A 23,979-nucleotide genomic window follows, 5' to 3' on the forward strand; every position below is an offset into this window, starting at 1 on the left:
CGCACGTAGACGGTGTGCGTAGGGAGTCGAAGGTAGGCCTCGCCACAGCGCGGGGCAAGACCGCCTTGCGCGATTGGAGTAGTCGATCACGTTACGTCGATACGTGGGCGTTTGCGGTCAGCGGACGGGCGGTTCAGGCCACCGGGATTCCCGCGACCCGCAGGGCGTGCGCCAGGTCGCGGTGCCGGGTGGCGGACAGGGCCCGGGCGGCGCGCAGGAGCCGGGGGGCGAACCACTGCGGGTCCCGGCGGGCCAGGCCGGCCGCCTCCTCGGCGGTGCGCAGCCGGACGAAGGCGCCGAGCAGGGCCTGGGCCTCGCGGTCCCGGCCGGCCTCGCCGAGGGCGAGGGCGGCTTCGGCGACCTCGGCGGCGGGACGGGCCACGCCCTGGCGCAGCAGCCCGTCGCAGTCGGCCTCCCGGCCCGCTTCGCCGAGGGCTGCGGCGGCCGCGGCGAGCCGGTCGGGCGGGAGCGAGGCCGCCTCCCAGAGCAGGGTGGCCCAGTCGGCGGCGAGGCCCGCGCGGGCGAGCTCGGCGGCGAGGGCGGGCAGTTCGGCGGCGGGCCAGGCTGCGGCCTCGCAGAGCAGGACGTGGGCCTCGCCGCTACGGCCCTGGGCGCGCAGCGCGAGCAGCTCGGCGGTGAACCCGCCGCGCGGGCCGCTCGCCGGGGCGGGCGCCGGGGCACCGGCGGGGGCGTCCCACACGGAGGGCTCGTCGGGGGCGGGGTGCTCGGCCCGGGCGGCCTCCGGTGCCGCCGGTGCCGCCGGTGCCTCCTCCGGCGCCTCCCCGGCCGACGGGGCGGCCGGGCGGAGGTAGCGGGCGCCGCGCGGCGGCGGAACGGGGAGGTCCGGGACGGTGCCGGCGGGCGGGGCGGGCTCCCCGGGTGGCATCGGTGCCGCGGCGGCGGCCGGCGGCGCGCCCGCGTACCGGGCGCCCCCGGCCCGCCGGGCCCCGCGCAGCCACCGGCCGCCCTCCCGCTGCGCCGGCACGGCGGGCAGCGGCTCGGGCTCCGGGCGCGGCTGCTGCCCCGGCGGCGGCTCCGGCCACAGCCCCGGCCCCGGCCCGAGGGCGGCCAGCCGGGATTCCAGGTCCGCGTACCGCGCGGCGGCGCGGGCCGCGTCGTCCCGGGTCCAGGCCAGCTCCCGGTTCAGGGCGGCCGCCTCCGCCGGGTCCCCGGCGGAGGCGAGCCTGGCGGTCAGGCTCCGCAGTGCCCGGTCCAGGACGGCCCGCTGCCCGGCGGCCGTGTCGAGCAGGGTGCGCAGCTCCCCCGCGCCGCCCGGCAGGGCGTCCCACGCGGCGACCGCGGCCGCCCGCAGCGCTGCCGCGTAGGCCGCCTCGCCGGCCGTGCCGCCCGGTTCGCCCGGCAGGTCGCCGAGCAGCGATTCCAGTACGTCCCACGGCGGCACCGCGACCCCGTCGAGGCAGGCGCGCATGCCCTCCGGGTCCCGCCGCAGGAACTCCCCGTACCAGCCGGCTCCGGGATCCAGTCTCTGCGTCAACCCCCGCAGGTAGTCCGTGAGTTGCCCGATCACCAGCGCAGTCGGCGTCTCCATGCACGCATTGCATCCCACCCGCGTTACGGGCGGGCTACGGAAATCTCAAACCTTGACGGCGAACCCGCGTCCACCGCGCTCCCGCCGGCCGGTGCCGGGGCGAGGGCGCCGGTCCGCCCTCCGGGGGTGGAGCAGGCGGCGGCCAGCAGGCCGGCCGCGAGGAGGGCGCCGAGGAGTGCGAGGCCGAGGCGTTTCGCTGCGTTCATCACTGACACGCCTTCACCGTTTCCCGGATCCGGGAACCTCCACCGCCCATTGGGCCGTCCGGCCGCCGGACACGCCCGTGGAGGGGCCGCTGCCGGATCAGGCGGGCACGAGGGCGCAGCGCCGTACGACCTCGTCCAGGGAGAGCCCGAGGGCCTCGGCCAGGGCGGCGACCGTGAAGAAGGCGGGGGTGGGCGCCCGGCCGGTCTCGATCTTGCGGAGGGTCTCGGCGGAGAGGCCGGCGCCGGCGGCGACCTCGACCATGCTGCGGCCGGCGCGCGCCTCGCGCAGCAGCGCGCCCAGGCGCTCGCCGCGCTCGCGCTCTTCGGGTGTCAGGGGGGTGCGGACCATGACCCCATCCTACCCCGCACGCCAATAACTATCCCGGTAAACTAATACCGGTATAGTTATTGGCATGGTGCAACTGAAGACCGACAGGTCGATCGACGAGATGCGTGCCGCCGGCCGGGTGGTGGCGCACGCCCTGGCAGCCGTGCGCGGGGCCGCCCGGGTCGGGGTGTCCCTGCTGGAGCTGGACGCGGTGGCCCGCGCGGTCCTGCGCGAGGCCGGGGCCGCCTCCCCCTTCCTCGGCTACCGGCCGCACTTCGCGCCGGTGCCCTTCCCGGCCGTGGTCTGCGCCTCGGTCAACGACGCGATCGTCCACGGGATCCCCGACGGCTACCGGCTGCGCGACGGGGACCTCGTGAGCATCGACTGCGGGGCCAGGCTGCGCGGCTGGGTCGGGGACGCGGCCGTCAGCTTCACCGTCGGCCGCCCCCGCCCCGAGGACCTGCGGCTCGTCGAGACCGCCGAGCGGGCCCTGGCGGCCGGCATCGCGGCCGCCGTGCCCGGGAACCGGATCGGCGACATCGCCCACGCCATCGGCACCGTCTGCCGCTCGGCCGGGTACGGCATCCCCGAGGGCTTCGGCGGCCACGGCGTGGGCCGCGGCATGCACGAGGACCCGGGCGTCCCCAACGAGGGACCGCCGGGGCGCGGCATGAAGCTGCGCCCCGGCATGGTCATCGCGATCGAGCCGATGCTGATCGCGGGCGGTACGGACGACTACGTCTGCGACCCCGACGGCTGGACCCTGCGCACCACCGACGGCTCCCGCGCCGCCCATGCCGAGCACACGGTGGCGATCACCGCCGGCGGCCCGAGGATCCTCACCGCCCTCTAGGGCATGTCCACGCAGGTGGGAGCGGCCGCGGGAGGGAGGGCCGGAGGGCCGTGCCCGTCGGGTGTCGATCCGGCCCGCCCGGCCGGCCGGGGCACGCGTATCCGGCGATCCGCTTCTCCCCCGGATCGCCGGAACAGCGGTCTCAGCGCACGGCCGGCTCCGGGACCGCTTCGAGTGCCGAGATCTCGGCGAGGGACATGTGCAGCCCCTCGTGCAGGAAGCGGACGATCGTCCAGTGCGGCAGGATCCCCTCGTCCATGGGGCCGAACTCCGCGCAGTACAGCGGGATCCAGCGCAGTGCCTCCTCGACGGCCTGCTCGCGCCCGGGCTCGGCCTGGTACTCCTCGTACCCGATGCTGCGGTGGTGGACGAAGAAGCCTCCCGGGAGCCGTTCCTCGCACAGCGTGCGGTACTCGCGGGTCTGGAGGATGAGGTAGTGCCAGATCTCGTCTATGTCCTGCTCGACGGGCAGGAACAGCCCGCCGAGCCGGTCAGGGTGGGCGGATACGAGGTAGAGGTGGCGCAGGCATTCCAGCACCTGGCGTTCGGCGTACGGCCGCTCGACGCCAGTGCGGCGTTCGGCGTACCGCACCGCCTCCTCGTGGAGCGGCTCGCCGAGCAGGGCGCGCAGCGCTTCGGGCGTCACACGGGGGCTCATGCGGTTTCTCCTCGGGGGTCTGCGGCCGGCAGGTCCATGCCGGTGGCGGTCGCCAGCCAGGCGTACTTGCCCGACGCGCCGATCGGCAGATGGGTGGCGTGCCCGGTGCCGCACGGGCGTCCGGTGAGGGCGGTGAGCCCGGCGGCGAGCGCGGTGGCCCGTTCGGCGGACAGCGGTTGCCCGTCGAAGGTGGTGTAGCGCAGGAGCGCCGGGGAGCCGGGGCCGCCACCGCCCGCTTCGAGGCTGTAGAGGAAGACCTCCGGGGCGGTCGCGGCCACATGCTCGTCGAGGTCGGCTTGGGCGACGGGGCCGTGCGGGGTTTCCAGCAGTTCCTTCTCGCGCCCGCAGAAGGCGACCACCTTCGCCGGGTCGGTACTGCCGTCCGAGGTGCGGACGCAGTCGCCGGAGCGGTAGCGCACCAGCGGCATGTACGGGTTGCGGATGCTGGTGACGATCAGGCTGTGGATCCCGCTGCCGGGGGCCACCGGGACGAGCTCGATGCCCATGCGGTCCAGGTAGGGGTGGTAGCGGCCGTGCCGGTCGCTGTAGTAGAGGTAGCCCAGCTCGGTGCTGCCGAAGAGGTCGATCACCGGTATGCCGAACCGCTGCGTCAGGTACCGCCGAACGTTGGCCGGGGTGTATTCGTACGCGGTGACGATACTGGCCGGCCGGGGGAACGCCTCCGGCGTCCACAGGCCGAACGCCGAGGCGCGGTGCACCAGGTGGGCGAGGTGGTACCCGGAGCAGTCCAGGTGGTAGGCCCCGTCGGGGTGCGCGGAGCAGACCTCGCGCATCTCGGCCAGCATCCGTTCGACATCGGCCCGGTCCCAGTGCGCGGGGTCGAGGCGCGTGTTGAGGTACAGGGTGCGCTCGTCGAGCATGCGGTCTTCCAGCGCCGGCGAGGCGGCCGGTTCGGTGCCGTTGCGGCGGGCGTTGACGCGGGCCACGTGCTCGGTGGCGAGGACCGTGGTCAGCGAGATCCGCCGGCAGCCGCTCTCCCACGTCTTCGCCAGGTCGGGGTGCTCCTTCCACAGCCGGTAGTAGGAGCGCAGCAGGAAGTACGGCGGCCGGATGAGCTGCATCCGGGCGTGATGGGTGCCGGTCGACCAGACGTACTCGGCTTCGCCGGCCTCGAGGGCGGCGGCCAGGCGCGGGGTCATCCAGTTGTCCGGGAAGCCCCGGGCGATCTCGGGCTTCTCCAGGATGGGGAAGGCGCCCTGGTCGAGAGCGGAACGGTAGACCGGGATGTCCCGGACGCAGTCGATGACGTCGGGGACCGGGAGGCCCTCCGAATGCGGGATGCCGGTCGGGGTGGTTGTGCCGTCCATGGCCACTTTCGGTCGGGGGACGTGAGGGGGGTCTTCCGGGGTGTGGGCCCCCGGGCCGGGCGGGCGGGGGGCGTTCCCCCCGCCCAGCTCCGGCCCGACGGCCCGTCACCTCGGGCGGACAGGCTCGATCAGGTGCTTCAGGAGATACAGCCGGTCTTGCCGGCCAGGCTGATGCAGCCCTCCTTCGGCGAGGCGCTGATGCATCCGTCCTTCGCACCCTGGACGGAGTTGGCCTCGACCCAGCGGCGCCAGACGTCGTCCTGGGTCATCGTGCGGATGAGCTGCTCCATGGCAATACCTCCGGTAATAGGGAAAGAGTGCGGCGCATATCGCTTCCCGCCGCCCCCTGAAGTTAAAGAACGGGGCAAGGAATGGTCAACAGAAGACCAATGGTTGGCGCGTAACCGACAGAGAGGGGCCGAAACGGGTGGTGCCCCCGCGGCTTTGTCCGAGCACACGGCTTCCGGGATTCCGGTGATCGAATTTGAGCCTTTTCACCGCCCGCACATTGGTGACCGAGCAGGAATCGAGCGAAGATTGAGCAGAACGGATCCCGGCGCATCGCCCGCGCATGCCGAAGGCCGGGCCGTGGATCGGCGCCGGCCTCGGAATTCCGGTCGGTCAGGTTCTCGCGAGTGCCCCGATGGTGGCCCCGCGCTGTTGTGCCCAATTCTCCAAGGTGATGCGGCAGGCGTGGTCGAGGTGCCGCAGCTCCGAGAGGTCGAGTTCCACGGGGTGGCCGGCGGGGAGTGCTTCGAGGGTTTCGAGCATGTGGGGCAGGCGTAGGAAGGTGGCGGACCCCGTGAGGGTGACGAGGAACCGGCCGTCGGTCGTCTCGTGGACGCCGAGGTGCACGTGGGAGGTCTCCCAGGCGCTCTTGGCCACGGCGAGGGCGATGCCGAGGAGGACCCCTTCGAACATGCTCGTGGTGATGATGGCGATCGCGGTGGCGACCAGGACGACGGCCTCGCCCCGGTGCGAGCGCCACAGGGGCGGCAAGTCCTTGACGGGGATGAGTTTGCAGCCCGCGTGGACGAGGACACCGGCGAGCGCGGCCAGGGGAATGACGCCGATCGCGGCGGGAAGAAGGGCGGCGAACAGCACGAGCCACAGGCCGTGCAGGATGCGGGAGAGCTTCGTCCGGGCGCCGGCCTGGACGTTGGCGGCGCTGCGCACGATGACGGCCGTCAGGGGGAGGGCGCCGAGTACGCCGCAGACGGCATTGCCCACGCCCTGCGCCATCAGTTCCTTGTCGAAGTCGGTGCGCGGGCCGTCGTGCATCCGGTCGACGGCGGCGGCGCTGAAGAGGCTCTCGGCCGACGCGATCAGGGCGAAGGCGATGACCGTGCCGATGGCGGCGAGGCTGCCCAGTGCGGCGAAATCGGACATCCCCGGGAGCTGGACCGCCGAGAGCAGTCCTTGTACGTCGACACGGGGGACCGACCAGCCGGCTGCCGCGGTGACGGCCGTGGCCAGGGCGACCGCGGCCAGCGGGGCGGGGACCGCCTGGACTCCGGCCGGGAGCTTCTTCCACAGGACGAGCACGGCGATGGTGCCCGCCCCGACGGCGAACGTGGTCAGGGCCCGGCCGGAGCCGGCGATCTCGACGGCCAGACCCGGCAGACCGGCGATCTTTTCGATTCCGGAGCGGGGCTGCTTGACGTCGGCCATGGTGTAGAGCTGCCCGAAGATCAGCACCAGCCCGATTCCCGCGAGCATCCCCTGCACGACCGCGACCGTGATGGCACGGAAGAAGCGACCGAACCGGAATGCGCCCAGGAGGAGTTGGATCAGACCGGCGGCCAGGACGATGGGACCCAGGGCGCCGAGACCGAACTCCTGGACGGCCTCGAAGACCAGGACGGTCAGGCCGGCGGCCGGGCCGCTGACCTGGAGGGAGCTGCCGGGCAGGAAGCCGACGACCAGGCCCCCGACGATGCCGGTGATCAGACCGAGTTCGGCGGGCACTCCCGAGGCGACTGCGACTCCCACGCACAGGGGCAGGGCGACCAGGAACACGACGAGAGAAGCTAAGGCGTCACGCCGCAGGTGGGGGGGCTTTTTGAGGGTGAAGGACATCAGCGGACTTCCTTGCGGGGCCGAAGCGGAAGGGGCGGTGTACCGGGCGGCCCGTGGGGCGGGCGGATGCGGATCACAGCGGCCGGAAGGAGTTGTCACGCGGCCTGTACTCCTGCACGGATCCCGTGTGCACCTCGTAGTACCAGGCGTGGACCCCCAAGGTGCCGTCCGCCACCCGCTCCGCGACGCACGGGTGGGTGTGCAGCCGCTCCAGTTGGAGCACCGCGTGGCCCTGGACGGCCTCGGCGAGGTCCGGTGAGAGGGGTGAGGTGGTCTCGGGCTGGACGGCCGCGTGCTCCAGCCAGCCTCGTACGGCGGGCAGGCCGGACAGGTCACCCCCGCTCATCAGGGCGTTGACCGCGCCACAGTGGGAGTGCCCGCACACGATGACGTCGCGGACCCCGAGCACCCTCACCGCGTACTCGATGGTGGCCGTCTCGGCGGCCGGGTGGTGGCTGCGGTAGTCGGGCACGATGTTGCCCGCCGTGCGGAGCTCGAACAGTTCACCGGGGCGGGCGCCGGTGAACAGGGACGGCACGACGCGAGAGTCGGAGCACGTGATGAACAGCGCTTCGGGGCTCTGCCCAGCCCCGAGAACGGTGAACTCCTCAGCGCGTTCCGCTACACGGGCGGGAAAGGATCGTGCGTGGTCAACCAGGGACTTCATGGTGGCCTTTCTCCTGCGCCCGGGCCATGAGGGTGGCGGGCGCGGTGTGTTCAGGTCATCAGTCGATGGGTGTGCCGGCGCATGCCAAGGGCGCACGCCGGTGCTTGTGCGTCATCGTCGACGCGGTGAGGTGGTTCGAAACGGGTCGACGCTCGCGCCTATAGCGCAGCAGGAAAACGCCAACGGGTGCGCTTGACGACCACGCGAACCCCTCTTTGCCTGGAGATTACCTCAGGGAAGGGGTTCAAGTCACGGTCGCATAATGGCCAAGTGCCGCCCGCATGCGGGAAAATGGCGCATTCTCCACGGTGTCGCGAGGGGCGGGCGCCCCGCGCGGCAAAAGTTGAAATGCGCCCCTCAAGCGCCCCATACCGCGGGAACCCGCGCCGCCCAGTGGGCTCGGTCACACTCGGTCCGGCGATATCCGGCCAAGGGAATGGGGAAAAGCCGTACGAGCGAATAACGCCCCTTCCCGTGTCGCCTGGAGTGCACCAGGATGTCGCTCCTGTGTCACACGTCTCCGCCGCCCCACGCCACCACGACCGCCCTCGGGGAGGGAACCCAATGGACGACACCTCCGCCCGCCCGATCGACGTCGTCGTGGTCGGGGCCGGGCTCTCCGGCCTCTTCCAGCTGTACAGGCTGCGCGAACTCGGCCTGGAGGCAGTGGCCTTCGAAGCGGGTGACGACATCGGCGGGACCTGGTACTGGAACCGGTACCCCGGTGCGCGCTGCGACGTCGAGAGCATGTCGTACTCGTACTCCTTCTCCCCCGAGCTGGACCAGGAGTGGGAGTGGAGCGAGCGCTACGCGTCCCAGCCGGAGATCCTGCGCTACATCCACCACGTCGCCGACCGCTTCGACCTGCGCAAGCACGTCAGCCTGCGCACCCGCGTCACCCGCGCCGCGTACGACGAGGACCGGCACACCTGGCAGGTCGCCACGGACACCGGCCGGACCGTCACCGCCCGGTTCGTCGTCCTGGCCTCGGGCTGCATGTCCCGCCCCAAGGACCCGGGAATCCCCGGGGCGGACGGCTTCAGGGGGGCCATCCACCACACCGCCCGCTGGCCCCGTGAGGAGGTCTCCTTCGCCGGCCGTCGGGTCGCCGTCATCGGCACCGGCTGCTCCGGCGTCCAGGCCATCCCCGTCATCGCCGAGGAGGCGGCCGCACTCACCGTCTTCCAGCGCACCCCCGCCTATGCGCTCCCGGCCCACAACCGGCCGCTGCGGAGCACGGAGATCGCCGAACTCAAGGCCCGGTACCCGGAGTTCCGGAAGGCCCAGCGGCTCTCCCGGGGCGGGACCGTCTTCGAACCGCCGACCCGGTCGGCCCTGGAGGTGGACGAGGCGGAGCGCACGGCCGCCTATGAAGCCGCCTGGGGCTCGGGGCTGCTCAGCGGACTGCTCCGCACGTACACCGACATCCTTACCGACGCGAAGGCCAACGAGACCGTGGCCGAGTTCGTCCGGTCCAAGATCCGGTCGATCGTCACCGACCCGGCGACGGCCGAACTGCTCTCACCACGGACGTTCCCGTTCGCGACCAAGCGGCCCTGCCTGGACACCGGTTACTACGCCACCTACAACCGGCCGCACGTGAGGCTGGTGGACCTGCGCACGACGCCGATCGAAAGGCTCACGCCCCGGGGCGTCCTGACCTCGGACGGGGAACACGCCTTCGACGCGATCGTCTTCGCCACCGGCTTCGACGCCTTGACCGGCTCCCAACTGGCCATCGACATCGTCGGCAAGGCCGGCGTGACGCTCCGGGAGAAGTGGGCGGACGGCCCGCAGCACCATTTGGGGCTCATGTCGGCCGGCTTCCCCAACCTGTTCACCGTCCTCGGCCCCCTCAGCCCGTCCGTTCTCACCAACATCGCGGTGTCCTTGGAACAGCAGGTGGAGTGGATCACCGACTGCATCGCCCATCTGAGGCGGAACGGCCTCACGGAGATCGACGCAGCTCCGGAAGCCGAGGCGGACTGGGGCGCCCACGTGGCGGAGGTCGCCGCCCGGACGCTCTACCCCGCCGCGGCCTCCTGGTACACGGGAGCCAACGTACCGGGCAAGCCCCGGGTGTTCCTGGCCTACGCGGGCGGGCTGGACCGGTACCGGGCGGAGTGCGACGCCGCGGCCCGGAGCGGATACGGCGGCTTCGTGCTCTCCACCACCGCGTCCTCGTAGGCGGCCCCGGACGCACGGATCACGCCGCGGGGGGCGGCGTGATCCGGAAGACGCGAACGGCCCCGGCGACCGCTACGGCTCGCCGTGCGGCCGTACGACCATCGCCGAGCCGCCGCCCCGGCGGCTGGTCTCGGCCGCCGCCAGCCAGCGGCCGTCCGGCAGCCGCTGGACGCCGGTGGCGGCGCCGATCTCCGGGTTCTGCCGGAAGGCCTGGCCCAGGCCCTCCAGCTCGGTGCGCAGCGGGCTGTTCCACAGGCCCGGCTCCAGCTCGGTGGTCGTCTGGTTGCGCTGGCTGGCGCGCGGGGCCGCGATGGCGTCCACCAGGGGCAGGCCCCGGTCCAGGTGGCCGGTCAGGGTCTGCAGGACGGTGGTGATGATGGTGGCGCCGCCGGGGGAGCCGACCGCGAGGACCGGACGGCCGTGCTCCAGGACGATGGTCGGGGACATGGACGAACGCGGGCGCTTGCCCGGCCCGGGCAGGTTCGGGTCCGGTACGCCGGGAGCGGCCGGGGCGAAGGAGAAGTCGGTCAGCTCGTTGTTGAGCAGGAAGCCCCGCCCGGGGACGGTGATGGCGCTGCCGCCGGTGGACTCGATGGTCAGGGTGTAGGAGACCACGTTGCCCCAGCGGTCGGCGACCGTCAGGTGGGTGGTGTTCTCCCCCTCGTAGGTGGTGGGGGCGGTCTCGCCCGTGGTGGCGCAGGGGACCGGGTTGCGGGGGTCGCCGGGGGCCAGCGGGCTGGTCAGCGTCCGGTCGGGCCTGATGAGGCAGGCGCGCGTGTCCGCGTACCGCTGCGAGAGCAGCTCGCGCGTGGGCACGGACTCGGCGGCCGGGTCGCCGACCCAGCGTCCCCGGTCGGCGAAGGCGATCCGGGAGGCCTCGATGTACCGGTGCAGGTACTGGGCCTGGGACAGCTTCGAAAGGTCGGTGCGCTCCAGGATGTTCAGCGCCTCGCCGACGGTGGTGCCGCCGGAGGAGGACGGCGCCATGCTGTAGACGTCCAGGCCCCGGTAGGAGATCTGCGTCGGGGCCTGCCGCTTGGTCGCGTACGCGCGCAGGTCGGCGGTGGTCAGGTCGCCGGGGCGGACGTTGCGGGTGGCGGCCGGGTCGACGGGGGGCTTGCGGACGGTGTTGACGATGTCCTCGGCGATCGGGCCCCGGTAGAGCGCGCCGGTGCCCTTGCGGGCGAGTTCGGCGTAGGTGGCGGCGAGGTCCGGGTTCTTGAAGGTGGACCCGACGACGGGCAGTTGGCCGCCGGGCAGGAACAGCTCGCGGGTGGCGGGGAAGTCCTTGAAGCGGTCCTGGTTGGCCTCGGTCTGGGCGCGGAAGGTGCCGTCCACCTTGAAACCGTCGCGGGCCAGTTTCTCGGCGGGGCGCAGGAGCTGGGCGAGGGGGCGGCTGCCCCAGGCGTCGAGGGCGCTCTTCCAGGTGGCGGGGGTGCCGGGGACGCCGACCGAGCGTCCGCTGGTCTGGCCCTCGGCGAACGGGATGGGGACGCCGTTCTCCTGGAAGAGGGCGGAGGTGGCCGTGGCGGGCGCGGTCTCGCGGCCGTCGATGGTGTGCACCCGGCGGGAGGAGGCGTCGTAGTAGACGAAGTAGCCGCCCCCGCCGATCCCGGCGGAGTACGGCTCGGTGACCCCGAGCGCGGCGGCGACGGCGACGGCGGCGTCCACGGCGTTGCCGCCGGTCCGCAGTACGGCGATGCCGGCGGCGGAGGCGTCGGCGTCGACGCTGGCGACGGCCCCGCCGTAGCCGGCGGCGACGGGCACCTTGGGCGGGGCGGGTGCCTGCTGCGGCGGGGCGGCGGCCCCGGTGGAGACGAGCGCCCCGGCGAGGGCTGCGAACGCTAACTGACGTGCGGCGGAAGCGCGCATCCGGTTCCTCCAGTCGACTGCCTGTCAGGCCTGGGCCGTGTCCAGGCTCGGCAGCCTAGCCCCGTCCCGCCCCCCGCGTCATGACGGCGGCGCGGCGGCTACCATCCGCCGCATGAACGACGACGTCCGCAACATCGTGCTCGGGGTGGCGGCCACCGCCGTCAGCGGTGGCTTCGGCTGGTTCACTCGAACGTACCTGTGGCGCCGGGCGCTGCGCCGCAAGCAGGCCTTCTTCGGGCTGCCGGCCGGCTCGGACTGCCTGTTCGTGGTGAACCGCCAGATGGGCGGCACGGAGAACTCGCTGCACCGCAACGACGCCTTCGCGCTGCTGGAGATATCCGCCCTGATAAAGGACTGCGGGGCGACGGTGCAGGTCGTCACCCACGAGGCGCGGCAGGGCTTCGGCGAACGCGCCGAGTTCTGCGTCGGCGGCCCCGCGTCCAACTCCCGTACGGTGGCCCACCTGCACTCGCTGCTCCCCGGGGTGCGGGTCGACCTGTCCACCGAATCCGGCCCGGACCGGGGTTCGATCGGCGTCGGCGGGGAGACGTACCGCTGGGAGCCGGGCCTGGCCGAGTACGTACTGCTGGCCCGGCTGACCACCGGGCAGGGGGCGCGGCCGGTCTTCCTGCTGTCGGGGCAGACCGCCAACAGCAACCAGGCGGCAGCCCGTTACCTGGCCCGGAACCACGAGGAGCTGGCGCGCGCACACCGCGGGAAGTCCTTCTGCCTCGTGCTGAAAGTGGTCAACTCCGACGCCTACGGGCCGGACGTGACCGAGCTGGTCGCGGACGTCACGCGGGCGGCCCGGACACCCGCAGCGGCAGCCGGGTGACGCCGTTGATGAAGTTGGAGACCAGCCGGCGCGGCTCTCCGGTGAGTTCGGGCGCGGGCATCGCCGTACGCCACTCCTCGTAGAGCACGCGCAGCTGGAGCCGGGCGAAGTGGGCGCCGAGGCAGACGTGCGGGCCGTCGCCGAAGGAGACGTGCGGGTTCGGGGAGCGGCCGAGGTCGAGCCGGTCGGGGTCGGTGAAGACGCGCTCGTCGTGGTTGGCGGAGGCGTGGAAGACCACCACTTTGTCGCCGGCCCGGATCGGGGTGCCGGCGAGGTCGGTGTCGCGGGCGGCCGTGCGGCGGAAGCTGAGCACCGGCGGGTGGACGCGCAGCAGTTCCTCGACGGCCCGGTCCAGGGGGGCCCTGCCGTCGGCGAGGCGCCGGTAGGCGTCGGGGTTCCCGGCCAGGGCGAGGAGGCCGCCGGGCGCGGCGCTGCGTACGGTGTCGTTGCCGGCGACGGTCAGCAGGAAGAAGAACATCTCCAGCTCGGCGGGCTCCAGTCCGGCCTGGGCGAGGGCGGTCATGACGTCGTCCCCCGGGTGGGCGCGCTTGTACGCGGCCAGTTCCCGGGCGTACCCGAACATCTCGCCGAGCAGGGCCGGGGAGCGCGGGTTCAGCGGCTTGCCGTCGGGGCCGAGGAGCGGCGCGGGGGCGTCCTCGGGGTCCTGGTAGCCGATGACCCTCACGGTCCACTCCAGCAGCAGGCCCCGGTCGGCGGCCGGCACGCCCAGCAGGTCGGTCAGGTTGAGCAGGGCGTACTCGTCCGTGACGGCGCGCACCACGTCGGCGCCGCCGTCCTCGGCGCCGTCCCGGGCGGCGGCGAGGAGGGTGCGTGCGCGCTCGCGGGCCCGGTCCGCGAAGGCGTCGACCCGGGCGGGGGTGAAGGCGCGGGAGACCAGGCGGCGCAGCCGGCCGTGCTCCGGGGGGTCCTGGTTGAGCATGGTGCTGCGCAGGAACGGCAGGTCGGCGGGGTCGGGGTCGCGGATCTGGGTGGCGCCGATCCAGGAGGAGTACGCGGTGTGGTCGCGCAGGACGCGGACGACGTCGGCGTGCCGGGTGACGGCCCAGAAGCCGGGCCCGGCGGGCCATCCCTGGAGTTCGGGCTCCTCCTGCCAGGCCACCGGGTGCCGCTCGCGCAGCAGCCGGTAGCGCTCGTGCGGGACGCCCCCGGCGTAGACGCGGGGGTCGAAGACGTCGGGGATGCCGGGGGGCCGGGCGGCGCGTTCCATGGTCCACACGGTGGCGGGACGGCGGGGCCGCCGCAAGGGGCCGTCGGGCCCCGGCACCCCGGGGCCCGCAGCGCCGTCCCCCCGTCAGCCCGCCCCGCCCGCTCGGCCCCCGGCCTCGCAGCGGGCCGCCTCCAGCGCGGTGTCGGTGCCGCGCAGCACCACGTCGAAGGCCGGGGCGAGGGTGGACAGGGCGCTGCACACGAGCTGGCGGCGGGCGATCGGGTCCAGGTCGGCGACGGGGAAGGGGAGCCGCGCCTCCACCCGGTCGCGCGCCGTGAAGCCGACGCCGATCTCCTCCAGTCCCCTTCCCTCGACCGGGGGCAGCCGGGTGCCGAGCCCGGCCTCCAGTTCCCGGGCTCCGGGGCCGCCGAGGAGTCCCATCAGGCTGCCCCGGGGGCCGTCGATGGTGTGCTCGGGCTGCGGCGAGGGGACCAGCCGTCCCTCGGGGGTGACGAAGTAGGCCATCGAGGTGCGGGCGGGCGCGGCGACGGCCACCTTGGCCGCCGCGCCGCTCTCCACGACCCCGGTCGGTTTGATCCCGCAGGCGGTGAGCAGGAGCGCCGGGCCGAGCAGGGCGGCGGCGAGGGTCCGCGTCCGGCTCATACGGCGGCCTCCAGGGGCATGTCGAGGGTGAACACGGCTCCCCCGCCGGGGCCGTTGGCGGCGGTCAGGGTGCCGCCGTGCAGCCGGACGTTCTCCAGGGTGATGGCGAGCCCGAGGCCGCTGCCGGCGGAGCGGGCGCGGGCGGCGTCGGCCTTGAAGAACCGGTCGAAGATGTGCGGGAGCACCTCCTCGGCGATACCCGGTCCGCTGTCGGCGACCTCCAGCAGCAGGCGCGGACCGCCGGGGTGCTCCTGGGTGCGTACGGCGACCCGTACGGGGGCCTCGCCGTGCCGCAGCGCGTTGCCGACGAGGTTGGCCAGGACCACGTCGAAGCGGCGCGGGTCCAGCCGGGCGCGGACCCCTTCCGGGAGGTCGGTGGTGACCCGGTCGTCGTCCCAGCGGCGGCGTTCCAGGGTCTTGCCGACGGCCTCGGCGACGTCCACGTCGTCGAGGTTGAGTTCGGCGGCGCGGGCGTCGAAGCGGGAGATCTCCATCAGGTCTTCGACGAGGACGGCGAGCTTGCCGGTCTCGGCGCTGATCAGCCGCAGGGCCTTGGCGGTGTCGGGGTCGAGGCAGGCGGCGTCCTCGTCGAGCACTTCGGTGACGGCGAGCATCCCGGCGAGCGGGGTGCGCAGTTCGTGGGAGACGTCGGCGGCGAAGCGGCGGGCCCGGGCCTCCGCCTCCCGCAGTTCGGTGACGGACTCCTCCAGGGCGCCCGCGGTCTCGTTGAAGGTGCGGGCGAGGCCGGCGAGTTCGTCGGCGCCCCTGACCGTGATGCGGGTGTCGAGGCGGCCCCGGCCCAGGTTCTGTGCGGCGCGGCGCATGTCGCGTACGGGGCGCAGGACGCTGCGCGCGGCGAGCAGGGCGGGTACGAGGGCGATGGCCAGGCCCGGTACGGCGCCCTGTTTGGCGGCTTCGACCATGGCGTCGACGGTCTGCTGTTCGCTGGTGAGCGGCATGACGGCGTAGACGGTGACCCCGGTCGGCTCGCGGTTTCCGTTGCGGGTGAAGACGGCCGGCATGCCGATGGTCAGGTAGGGCTCGCCGCGGCTGTCCTCCACCCGCTGGAAGGCCCCGTGCGGGTTCGCCGCGACCTGGTCGCGCAGCTTCTGGGTGAGGACGGCGGAGGTGGTGGGGGTGCCGTTGGAGGAGGCGCGCAGGGTGCCGTACTCCCCGTACACCACCCAGGAGTGGGGTTTGCCGCGTTTGCCCAGGTCGTTGACGAGGCGCTGGAGCTGCTGGCGGTCCATGGGCAGGCTCATGCCCTGGCCCTCCAGCTGGTCGCGCAGGGTGCTGACCGCCGTGTCCTGGCTCTGGGTCAGCACGGCCCTGCGGGCCTGCCGGTAGGTGAGGGCGGCCGTGCTGACGGCGCAGATCGTGGCGACCAGCAGGAACGCGGCGATCAGCCGGGTGCGCAGGCCGAGCGGCGGGAGGCGGCGCACGGCCTAGAGCGGGCCGAAGCGGTAGCCGAAGCCCCGCACGGTCTGTATGTAGCGGGGGTGGCCGTCGGGGTCCTCGACCTTGTTGCGCAGCCTGCGCACGCAGGCGTCCACGAGCCGGGCGTCGGCGTGGTAGCTGTGCTCCCACACGTACTCCAGCAGCTGCTGCCGGGAGAAGACCTGTTCGGGTGAGGCCGACAGGTGGAGCAGGAGCTTGATCTCGCTGGGCGCGAGGGCGATGCGCTCGCCGTTCTTGGCGACCGTCAGCCCGGCGCGGTCGATGGCGAGCTCGCCGTGGCGTTCCACCCCGGGCCGGCCGCCCGGGCCCTTGAGGCGGCGCAGCACGGCCTTGACGCGGGCCTCGATGATCTCGGTGCGGGCGGGTTTGACGATGTAGTCGTCGGCTCCGGCCTCCAGGCCGACGACGATGTCGAAGTCGTCGCCGCGCGCGGTGAGCATGATGATCGGCACCTGGCTGGTCTCCCGGATCCGGCGGCAGACCTGTACGCCGTTGATGCCGGGCAGCATCAGGTCCAGCAGCACCAGCTCGGGGCGGAAGCCGCCGATGAGGGCCAGTCCCTCCTCGCCGGTCGCGGCGGCGCTCACCTCGTGGCCGCGGCGGCGCAGGCCGAGGCCGACCCCTTCCCGGATGGAAGGGTCGTCCTCGATCAGCAGTACGCGTGGCATCCGGTCAGTATTCCAGGGTGGTTCATGTGCTTTCCTCCCGCTATCGGCTGACCTTCCGGCGCAGGGAGTCCAGCAGGTCGGTGATCTCCGCCAGGCGCAGCGGCCGGGCGAGGAGTACGACGACCAGGGCGAGCGCGGCGGTTCCCGCTCCGGCCGCGGCGAAGGAGCCGAGACCTCCGGCGGCGCGGGCGGCCGCGTACGCGGCGGCGGCGGCGGGCAGGCAGGCGGCGAGCAGCCGCAGGTGGGTGGCGAGGGCGGTGGTACGGGCCCCGCCGCGCGGGCCGAGCCGCCGGGAGAGGGCGTACGCGGTGACGGCGGCGCCGCCCATGAAGGCGAGGGACGTGGCGGCGGCCATGCCGGTGACGGCCCAGCGCACCGGCAGCAGCAGGTAGGCGGCGTACGACAGCCCGGCGTTGAGGGTGACGATCACCAGGTTGAGGAAGAAGGGGGTGCGGGTGTCGGAGAGGGCGTAGAAGCCGCGCGCGAGCACGTACTGGGCGGAGTAGGCGACCAGGCCGGGGGCGAAGGCGGTGAGCATGCCGGCCATGGCCCCGACCTCGGCGGGGGTGACCTTGCCGTATCCGGAGACGCAGTCCATCACCCAGGGGGCCAGCGCGGCGAAGAGCGCGGCGGCGGGCACCACGAGGGCGGCGCTGGAGCGCAGTGCGTACGAGACGTCCTCACGGACGGCGGTGCGGTCGCCTTCGGCGGCGGCCGAGCTCATCCGGGGCATGAGGGCGGTGACCAGGGAGACGGTGATGATGCCCTGGGGGACGATCCACAGCTGGTAGGCGCTGGTGTAGGCGGCGTAGCCGAAGCCGGGGGCCTGGTCGCCGACGGTGGTGGAGAGCTTGGTCACCACCCAGTAGGCGATCTGGTTGCTGAGGACGAGCACGACCAGCCAGCCCGCGTTGCGCAGGGGGCGGGTGAGGCCGCTGCCGCGCCAGTCGAAGCGGGGGCGCCAGCGGAAGCGGGCGGCGCGCAGCGAGGGGACGAGGGCGAGGGCCTGGATGACGATTCCGGCGGTGGTGCCGATGCCCAGCAGCCGGGTGTCGGCGGCGCCGAGGGCGTCGCGGCCGCCGCCGGAGGTGTGGAGGAAGAGGCCGAAGACCCCGATGATCACGATGTTGTTGAGGACCGGGGTCCACATCATCGCGCCGAACCGGCCGCGTGCGTTCAGCACTTGGCCGAGCAGGGTGAACAGCCCGTAGAAGAGGATCTGCGGAAGGCAGAAGCGGGCCAGGGCGATGACGGTGCTCCGCTGGGCGTCCGTGTAGGAGGCGGGGGTGTACGCGTCGACGATCAGCGGCGTGGCGATGACGGCGGCGGCGGTGAGCGCGAGGAGCGCCACGGTGCAGGCGGTCAGCAGCCGGTCGGTGTACGCGGCCCCGCCGTCGCGGTGCTCCTTGGCGGCGCGGACCAGCTCGGGGACGAAGACGGCGTTGAGCGCGCCGCCGATGAGCAGCATGTAGATGATGTTCGGGACCGTGTTGGCGACGGTGTAGCCGTCTCCGAGGAATCCGGCGCCCAGCGCGGCGAGCACCACGGCGGAGCGGACGAAGCCGGTGGCACGGGAGACGACGGAGCCGGCGGCCATCAGCGCTCCGCTGCGCAGCACCGAGGTCTTCGCCGGTGCCTGCGCCACCGCCGTCGCGGGTGCCGGTTCCGCCGGCGGCGGGCCCGTGGGGGCCGCGCCTGGTGCCGCGCTGCTGGTGGATCCGTACATCGGGGTCTTTCCCTTCGCCGAGCCGAAGGTGGAGGGTAACCCGGCCGCCGGGGCCGGGTGAATTCACGCCCCGGTAGGGTCCTTTGGCCCCCGCACCGGCGCGGAAGGTCCTTTTCCCGCCCCGGACCCGCTCGTTGGCCAATTCCGGACGGCCGGTTCCCGTAACACGCTCCCGAATGTGACCGGATGGCAACAGTTCCGCTGCGGCCCATGTCACAACGGTCCCGGGGAGTTTTTCCGCCGAATGCGCAACCTAATGTTGCCGCGTTCGCTCCTTACCTGAGGACGACCGTTATTTTCGGAGGGGTTTTCGTTGAGCCGCACACGCCGCACCGCACTTCCGCGCCGCCGCACCCGTCACGCGATGCTGGCGGGCACCGCGCTCCTCACCCTCGCGCTCAGCGCCTGCGGGGGTGGCGGCTCCGACGGGAAGGCGGGCGGCGACGGCAAGGGGGCGGGTCCGGAGAAGAGCCCGGCCATGGCGATCTCGGTGAACCTCACGGGCGACCAGGTCAAGGCCGGAGAACCCGTCAGGGTGACCCTCGCCGACGGCAAGTTCTCCCTGGTCAAGGTGGTGGACGGCAAGGGCGGCGAGCTGGCGGGGCAGATATCCGCCGACGGCCGGACCTGGACCTCGGAGCGCAACGCCTCCCCCGGCACCGACTACAAGGTCGAGGCGCAGAACACCGCCAGTCAGAGCGCGAGCACCCAGTTCAAGACCTCGCCCGCGGACAAGGTGAACAAGGTCTCCATCAACATCCCGAAGGGCAGCACGGTGGGCGTCGCGATGCCCGTCTCGCTGGTCTTCGACAATCCGGTGAAGAACAAGGCCGAGGTCGAGAAGCAGCTGAAGGTCACCACCTCGAACAACACCGAGGGTTCCTGGGGCTGGTTCAAGGACTATTCCGGGAAGGACCGGGTGGACTGGCGGCCGAAGGAGTACTGGAAGTCCGGCATCGACGTGAAGGTCGACATGAACCTGAACGGCGTGGACTCCGGGCCCGGTGGCGGTCTCTTCGCCCGCGATTACAACACCGAGTTCAAGGCGGGCAAGGACCGCCGGATGGAGGTCAGCCTCGACACCAAGAAGATGACGGTGACCGAGGACGGCCAGGCGGTGAAGACGATCCCGGTCTCGGCGGGCACGCCCGGCGGCCAGAAGGCCTCCTGGTCCGGGAAGATGGTGCTGATGGCGAAGGAGGGCACCATCCGGATGGACTCCCAGACGGTGGGCCTGGGCGACTCCTACGACAAGATGGTCGACTACTCGATGCGGCTGACCTGGTCGGGCATGTACGCGCACGCCGCGCCCTGGAACTCCGCCAACTTCGGCCGCGTCAACTCCAGCTCGGGCTGCGTGGGCATGAGCGACGCCGAGGCCAAGTCCTTCTACGAGCGGGTGCAGGTGGGTGACCCCTTCGAGGTGGTCGGCAGCGGCTCCAAGGGCAACGCCGACCTGGGCAACGGATACGGCGAGTGGAACCTGTCGTGGGACCAGTGGAAGGCGAAGAGCGCCCTGGCCGGCGGCGGCACCCAGCAGGGCTGACCGGACGGGCGGCCGCCGACCCCTCCTCGATTGTTACCGCTACGTAACTTACTCACGGGTTACCTTGAGTAAGCCCCTCCCGTTACCGTCGGTTCACTTTCGGACACCGGCGCACGCGAGGAGCGATCGATGAGAGCCCGCCCCACCACCGCAGCGGCCGTGGCCGCACTGCTCGCGGCGACCGCCCTGGGCCTGGCCCCCCACCCGGCCCAGGCGGCCCCCGCCGCCGCCACCTCGCAGACCGACGCGTCCTCGCAGGTGCGCTTCCACGACATCCCCGGCTCCGGCGGCATCACCCTCAAGGGCAACGTCTTCACCCCCGCCGGCGCCGAACCCGGCCGGAAGTACCCGCTGATCGTGCTCCCCACCAGCTGGGGAATGCCGCAGATCGAATACATCGCCCAGGCCAAGCGGCTCGCCGACTCCGGCTACGTCGTGGTGAGTTACACCTCGCGCGGCTTCTGGCTCTCCGGCGGGCAGATCGAGACCGCCGGACCGGCCGACATCGCCGACGTCTCCGCCGTCATCGACTGGGCCCTCGCCAACGCCCCCGCCGACCCCGGCCGCATCGGCCTCGGCGGGGTCTCGTACGGGGCGGGCATCAGCCTGCTGGCCTCCGCGCACGACCCGCGGGTCAAGGCCGTGGTGGCCCTCAGCGGCTGGGCCGACCTCATCGAGTCCATCTACTCCGGCCGCACCCAGCACCTCCAGGCCGCCGGCATGCTCGGCGCCGCCGGCCACCTCACCGGCCGCCCCGGACCCGAACTCCAGCAGATCCTCGGCGACTTCCTCGGCTCGAAGCTGGAGAACGAGCAGGCGATGATCGAGTGGGGGAAGAAGCGCTCCGCCTCCGAGCAGGTCGACCGGATCAACGCCAACGGCGCCGCGATCATGCTGGGCAACGCCTGGGGCGACACCATCTTCCCGCCCAACCAGTACGCGTCGTTCTTCGAGAAGCTCACCGGCCCCAAGCGCCTGGAGTTCCGCCCCGGCGACCACGCCACCGCCGAGGCGACCGGCCTGCTCGGCCTGCCCAACGACACCTGGACCAACGCCCACCGCTGGTTCGACCGCTACCTCAAGGGCGAGCGCAACGGGGTCGACGCCGAGGCCCCGGTGCAGATCAAGTCCCGCAGCACCGACGGGTACGAGGGCTACGCCGACTGGAAGTCGGTCGGCTCCGGCGGCACCGAGAAGCTCCCGCTCGCCGACGGCGAGCACGTCTGGGCGAACGTCGACTCCGGCGCCAACGGCGGGATCCTCTTCCTCTCCAGCATCCTCGACCAGTTCGCCAAGGCCCCGCCGACCGCCTCCGTCCCGCTGCTCCCCCGCGCCTTCGCCGCCGTCTGGCAGTCGCCGCGCTACGCGCAGGAGCGCCGGATCCGGGGGACCGTACGCCTGCACACCACCGTCACGCCCACCAAGGGCGACGGCACCTTCGTCGCCTACCTCTACGACGTCGGCCCGCTCGGCATCGGCAAGCTCGTCAGCAACGCCCCGTACACCTTCCACGGAAAGACCCCCGGCCGGTCCTTCGGGGTCGACCTGGACCTCTTCTCCACCGCCTACGACGTGCCCGAGGGCCACCGCCTGGCCCTCGTCGTCGACACGGTCGACCCGCTCTACATCGAGCACAACCCCACCGGCGCGCAGCTGACCTTCTCCTCGCCGCGCACCGATCCCTCGTACGTCTCGGTGCCGCTGCGCGAGCAGTGATCCGCGGCCGCTGCCGGGGGGCGTCTATCTCCCCGGCAGCACCGTGCCCGGTTCGGCGGGTGCGACCTCGACGGCCCTGGTCTTCAGGCTGCGCCGCTCGCGCCGCGCGACCCAGGTGGCGAACCAGGACAGCAGCATGCACATGCCGATGTAGATCGGCGAGATGATCATCACGACGGGAATGAAGGGCAGGTCGTAGTCCAGGTTGGAGGCGATCAGCTTGCCCGCGTGCAGGAACTCCTCGTAGGTGATCAGGAAGCCCAGCGAGGTGTCCTTCAGGGCCACCACCAGCTGGCTGATGATCGTGGGCAGCATCGCCCGGACCGCCTGCGGTGCGAGCACGAAGGTCATCACCTGCGTCTTGCGCATGCCGAGCGCGTACGCCGCCTCGCGCTGGCCCTTCTCCACGGCGTTGATGCCCGTACGGAAGACCTCGGCGAGCACCGACCCGTTGTACAGGGTCAGCCCCGCCACCAGGGCGGGCAGGGGCTGGACCTTCAGCGCCACGAAGATGAAGAAGATCATCACCAGTACCGGCATGGCCCGGAAGAACTCCACGCACAGCGTCGCGATCCAGCGCACCGGACGGTGCGCCGAGAGCCTGCCGGTCGCGAGCACCGCGCCGAGCGCCAGCGAGAGCACCGAGGCGTACGCGAAGGCCTTCAGGGTGTTGCCGAGCCCCTTGAGCAGCAGTTCCTGGATGCCCTCGTACTCGAAGGGGCTCCACTTGGCGGCGGTGAACTGGTCGGTGTCGAAGAGCAGGTAGAGGATCCACGCCAGCAGGCCGAGGATCACCGCCGTCGAGGCGATCCCGTAGAGGAAGTGGCGGCGCTGCGCCCGGGGGCCGGGCAGGTCGTAGAGGGCGGTGGACTCCAGGTCCCCGTGCAGCGCGTGCGCGGTCATCGGGCGACTCCGTAGCGCTTCTCCAGCACGTTGAAGACCGCGCTGATGGACAGGGTGATGATCAGGTAGCCGACGGCGATCCAGACGAAGGTCCAGACGATGCTGTAGCCCAGCTCGTTGAGGGTCTTGTACGTGCCCAGCAGCTCGGTGACGCTGAAGGCGCCGGCGATCGCGGAGTTCTTCGCGAGCGCGATCAGGGTCGAGCCGACGGGCGGGATGACGGAGCGGAAGGCCTGCGGCAGCACCACCGTGCCCAGGGTCTGCCCGAAGGACATGCCCAGGCTGCGCGCGGCCTCGCCCTGCCCCTTGGGCACGGTGTTGATGCCGGAGCGCAGCGCCTCGCAGATGAAGGCCGAGGTGTAGCAGCCGAGCGCGAGGACGGCGAAGAGCTGGAAGGGCAGGACCAGCCCGAAGCGCGGCAGGCCCAGCAGTACGGCGAAGAAGAGCAGGGTGAGCGGGGTGTTGCGCAGCACGGTCACCCAGACCGTGCCGAAGACCCGGAAGGAGCCGATGGGCGCCACGCGGAAGGAGGCCATCAGGAAGCCGAGGACCAGGGCGACGAGCGAGGCGTAGACGGTCAGCTCTACGGTGCCGAGGAAGCCCTTGCCGTAGAGCGCGAAGTTCTCGGTGAGTACGTCCATGGAGGTGCGCTCTCCCTTCAGCCCGCCGGGTAGCGGTCGATGGCGGGCGGCTTGGGGGCGGGCTGGCCGGAGAGGCCGAGCGTGGCCTCGTAGGCCTTCTTCCAGTAGCCGTTCTTCTCGTCCGCCTCCAGCGCGTCGTCGAGGGCGAGGCGCAGGGCGTTGTCGCCGCGGGGGACGCCGATGCCGTAGGGCTCCTGGGAGAAGGGCTTGCCGACGACCTTGAGCTCCTCGGGGACCTTGGCGGCGTAGCCGAGGAGGATGGAGTCGTCGGTGGAGACGGCGTCGACCTGGTAGGTCAGCAGGTTGTCCACGCAGACCGAGTAGGTGTCGTAGGCGACGAGCACGGCCTTGGGGAACTCCCGCTGGAGCCGCTGGTAGGGGGTGGAGCCGGCGGCGGAGCAGACCTTCTTGCCGTCGAGGTCCTCGGGGCCCTTGATGTCCTTCTCGTTCCTGCGGACGAGCAGGGACTGGCCGGCCATGAAGTAGGGGCCCGCGAAGCCGACCTGCTTCTTGCGGTTGTCGTTGATCGTGTAGGTGCCCACGTAGTAGTCGATCTGGCCGTTCTGCAGGGCGGTCTCGCGGTTGGCTGAGGCGATCGTCTTGAACTCGACGGCCTCGGGGCCGAAGCCGAGCGAGGCCGCCATCATCTTGGCGATCTCGATGTCGAAGCCGGAGTAGCGGCCGCTCGCGGGGTCCTTCTCCCCCATGTACGGCTGGTCCTCCTTGACTCCGACCACGAGGCGGCCGCGCTTCTTCGCCTTCTCCCAGGTACGCGACTGGGGCAGCGAGAAGGCGGTGTCGACCTTGTAGGCGGGCAGGTCCTCGGGCTGGGGACCCTTGACCGGGGGGCTGCCGGACCTGCCGCAGGCTGCGGTCACGAGGAGCAGCGCGGCCAGGGCGAGTGCGCGCAGGGTGTGCTTCACCGGGC

General features: G+C 72.3%; 22 protein-coding genes. 5 read left to right on the plus strand and 17 right to left on the minus strand.

Features of this window, described 5'->3' with window-relative positions; translation table 11 throughout:
• Nucleotides 1-133 precede the first annotated feature (133 nt).
• The 3 genes from ACZ7IF_RS22415 to ACZ7IF_RS22425 all read right to left on the minus strand — a co-directional run bounded on the left by ACZ7IF_RS22415 (nt 134) and on the right by ACZ7IF_RS22425 (nt 2,104).
• Nucleotides 134-1,549 carry a hypothetical protein gene (locus tag ACZ7IF_RS22415; RefSeq protein WP_470973863.1) on the minus strand — a complete coding sequence of 472 codons (1,416 nt, stop codon included), beginning with the start codon at nt 1,547-1,549 and terminating at the stop codon, nt 134-136.
• Between the two features lie 23 nt (nt 1,550-1,572).
• A complete protein-coding gene (locus tag ACZ7IF_RS22420; protein ID WP_470973864.1) occupies nt 1,573-1,755 on the minus strand; it encodes a hypothetical protein in 183 nt (60 codons plus the stop codon).
• Nucleotides 1,756-1,852: 97 nt separating this feature from the next.
• Nucleotides 1,853-2,104 carry a helix-turn-helix domain-containing protein gene (locus tag ACZ7IF_RS22425; RefSeq protein WP_470973867.1) on the minus strand — a complete coding sequence of 84 codons (252 nt, stop codon included), beginning with the start codon at nt 2,102-2,104 and terminating at the stop codon, nt 1,853-1,855.
• Nucleotides 2,105-2,168: 64 nt separating this feature from the next.
• Between ACZ7IF_RS22425 and map the strand changes: the two genes are divergently transcribed.
• On the plus strand, nt 2,169-2,936 hold the full coding sequence (map, locus tag ACZ7IF_RS22430) for a type I methionyl aminopeptidase (RefSeq protein WP_470973870.1): 768 nt from the start codon (nt 2,169-2,171) through the stop codon (nt 2,934-2,936).
• A gap of 142 nt (nt 2,937-3,078) precedes the next feature.
• Here map and ACZ7IF_RS22435 read toward each other — a convergent pair whose 3' ends face one another.
• The 5 genes from ACZ7IF_RS22435 to ACZ7IF_RS22455 all read right to left on the minus strand — a co-directional run bounded on the left by ACZ7IF_RS22435 (nt 3,079) and on the right by ACZ7IF_RS22455 (nt 7,668).
• Nucleotides 3,079-3,594 (minus strand): glycine-rich domain-containing protein, encoded by a 516-nt coding sequence (locus tag ACZ7IF_RS22435; protein ID WP_470973873.1) that lies wholly within the window; start codon nt 3,592-3,594, stop codon nt 3,079-3,081.
• A complete protein-coding gene (locus tag ACZ7IF_RS22440; RefSeq protein WP_470973876.1) occupies nt 3,591-4,922 on the minus strand; it encodes a hypothetical protein in 1,332 nt (443 codons plus the stop codon). The genes ACZ7IF_RS22435 and ACZ7IF_RS22440 overlap by 4 nt, the downstream gene beginning before the upstream one ends.
• 137 nt (nt 4,923-5,059) lie before the next feature.
• The gene (locus tag ACZ7IF_RS22445; RefSeq protein ID WP_470973879.1) at nt 5,060-5,212 is read right to left on the minus strand and encodes a hypothetical protein; all 153 of its coding nucleotides are present in this window, start codon (nt 5,210-5,212) and stop codon (nt 5,060-5,062) included.
• A gap of 331 nt (nt 5,213-5,543) precedes the next feature.
• A complete protein-coding gene (locus ACZ7IF_RS22450) occupies nt 5,544-7,001 on the minus strand; it encodes a SulP family inorganic anion transporter (RefSeq protein WP_470973882.1) in 1,458 nt (485 codons plus the stop codon).
• 73 nt (nt 7,002-7,074) lie between these two features.
• Nucleotides 7,075-7,668 carry a carbonic anhydrase gene (locus ACZ7IF_RS22455; protein ID WP_470973885.1) on the minus strand — a complete coding sequence of 198 codons (594 nt, stop codon included), beginning with the start codon at nt 7,666-7,668 and terminating at the stop codon, nt 7,075-7,077.
• Between the two features lie 564 nt (nt 7,669-8,232).
• Between ACZ7IF_RS22455 and ACZ7IF_RS22460 the strand changes: the two genes are divergently transcribed.
• Nucleotides 8,233-9,855: a flavin-containing monooxygenase gene (locus ACZ7IF_RS22460; protein WP_470973888.1), complete on the plus strand. Its 1,623-nt coding sequence runs from the start codon at nt 8,233-8,235 to the stop codon at nt 9,853-9,855.
• A gap of 72 nt (nt 9,856-9,927) precedes the next feature.
• Here ACZ7IF_RS22460 and ggt read toward each other — a convergent pair whose 3' ends face one another.
• Nucleotides 9,928-11,727 (minus strand): gamma-glutamyltransferase, encoded by a 1,800-nt coding sequence (gene ggt, locus ACZ7IF_RS22465; protein ID WP_470973891.1) that lies wholly within the window; start codon nt 11,725-11,727, stop codon nt 9,928-9,930.
• 112 nt (nt 11,728-11,839) lie between these two features.
• Between ggt and ACZ7IF_RS22470 the strand changes: the two genes are divergently transcribed.
• Nucleotides 11,840-12,562: a hypothetical protein gene (locus ACZ7IF_RS22470; RefSeq protein ID WP_470973894.1), complete on the plus strand. Its 723-nt coding sequence runs from the start codon at nt 11,840-11,842 to the stop codon at nt 12,560-12,562.
• Here ACZ7IF_RS22470 and ACZ7IF_RS22475 read toward each other — a convergent pair.
• The 5 genes from ACZ7IF_RS22475 to murJ all read right to left on the minus strand — a co-directional run bounded on the left by ACZ7IF_RS22475 (nt 12,522) and on the right by murJ (nt 18,245).
• Nucleotides 12,522-13,790: a cytochrome P450 gene (locus ACZ7IF_RS22475; protein WP_470973897.1), complete on the minus strand. Its 1,269-nt coding sequence runs from the start codon at nt 13,788-13,790 to the stop codon at nt 12,522-12,524. The genes ACZ7IF_RS22470 and ACZ7IF_RS22475 overlap by 41 nt on opposite strands.
• 84 nt (nt 13,791-13,874) lie before the next feature.
• A complete protein-coding gene (locus ACZ7IF_RS22480; RefSeq protein ID WP_470973900.1) occupies nt 13,875-14,393 on the minus strand; it encodes a hypothetical protein in 519 nt (172 codons plus the stop codon).
• On the minus strand, nt 14,390-15,835 hold the full coding sequence (locus ACZ7IF_RS22485; protein WP_470973902.1) for an ATP-binding protein: 1,446 nt from the start codon (nt 15,833-15,835) through the stop codon (nt 14,390-14,392). Before ACZ7IF_RS22485 ends, ACZ7IF_RS22480 begins: the two co-directional genes overlap by 4 nt.
• A 3-nt stretch (nt 15,836-15,838) precedes the next feature.
• The gene (locus tag ACZ7IF_RS22490; protein WP_470973905.1) at nt 15,839-16,519 is read right to left on the minus strand and encodes a response regulator; all 681 of its coding nucleotides are present in this window, start codon (nt 16,517-16,519) and stop codon (nt 15,839-15,841) included.
• Between the two features lie 40 nt (nt 16,520-16,559).
• Nucleotides 16,560-18,245 (minus strand): murein biosynthesis integral membrane protein MurJ, encoded by a 1,686-nt coding sequence (murJ, locus tag ACZ7IF_RS22495; protein WP_470973908.1) that lies wholly within the window; start codon nt 18,243-18,245, stop codon nt 16,560-16,562.
• Nucleotides 18,246-18,609: 364 nt separating this feature from the next.
• Here murJ and ACZ7IF_RS22500 point away from each other — a divergent pair, with 364 nt between their 5' ends.
• On the plus strand, nt 18,610-19,791 hold the full coding sequence (locus ACZ7IF_RS22500) for a L,D-transpeptidase (RefSeq protein WP_470973988.1): 1,182 nt from the start codon (nt 18,610-18,612) through the stop codon (nt 19,789-19,791).
• Between the two features lie 129 nt (nt 19,792-19,920).
• Complete coding sequence (locus ACZ7IF_RS22505; protein ID WP_470973911.1) at nt 19,921-21,507, plus strand: CocE/NonD family hydrolase; 1,587 nt, start codon at nt 19,921-19,923, stop codon at nt 21,505-21,507.
• Nucleotides 21,508-21,531: 24 nt separating this feature from the next.
• On the opposite strand, the gene ACZ7IF_RS22510 is transcribed toward ACZ7IF_RS22505, so the two are convergent.
• Genes ACZ7IF_RS22510 through ACZ7IF_RS22520 form a run of 3 tightly spaced genes read right to left on the minus strand, consistent with a single transcriptional unit; the run spans nt 21,532 to nt 23,974 of the window.
• Nucleotides 21,532-22,410, minus strand: coding sequence for an amino acid ABC transporter permease (locus tag ACZ7IF_RS22510; protein WP_470973914.1), 879 nt, complete (start codon nt 22,408-22,410; stop codon nt 21,532-21,534).
• Complete coding sequence (locus ACZ7IF_RS22515) at nt 22,407-23,051, minus strand: amino acid ABC transporter permease (protein ID WP_470973917.1); 645 nt, start codon at nt 23,049-23,051, stop codon at nt 22,407-22,409. The genes ACZ7IF_RS22510 and ACZ7IF_RS22515 overlap by 4 nt, the downstream gene beginning before the upstream one ends.
• Nucleotides 23,052-23,068: 17 nt before the next feature.
• The gene (locus ACZ7IF_RS22520) at nt 23,069-23,974 is read right to left on the minus strand and encodes a glutamate ABC transporter substrate-binding protein (RefSeq protein ID WP_470973920.1); all 906 of its coding nucleotides are present in this window, start codon (nt 23,972-23,974) and stop codon (nt 23,069-23,071) included.
• Nucleotides 23,975-23,979 lie beyond the last annotated feature (5 nt).

This window comes from Streptomyces sp. NPDC037421 (assembly GCF_055602105.1).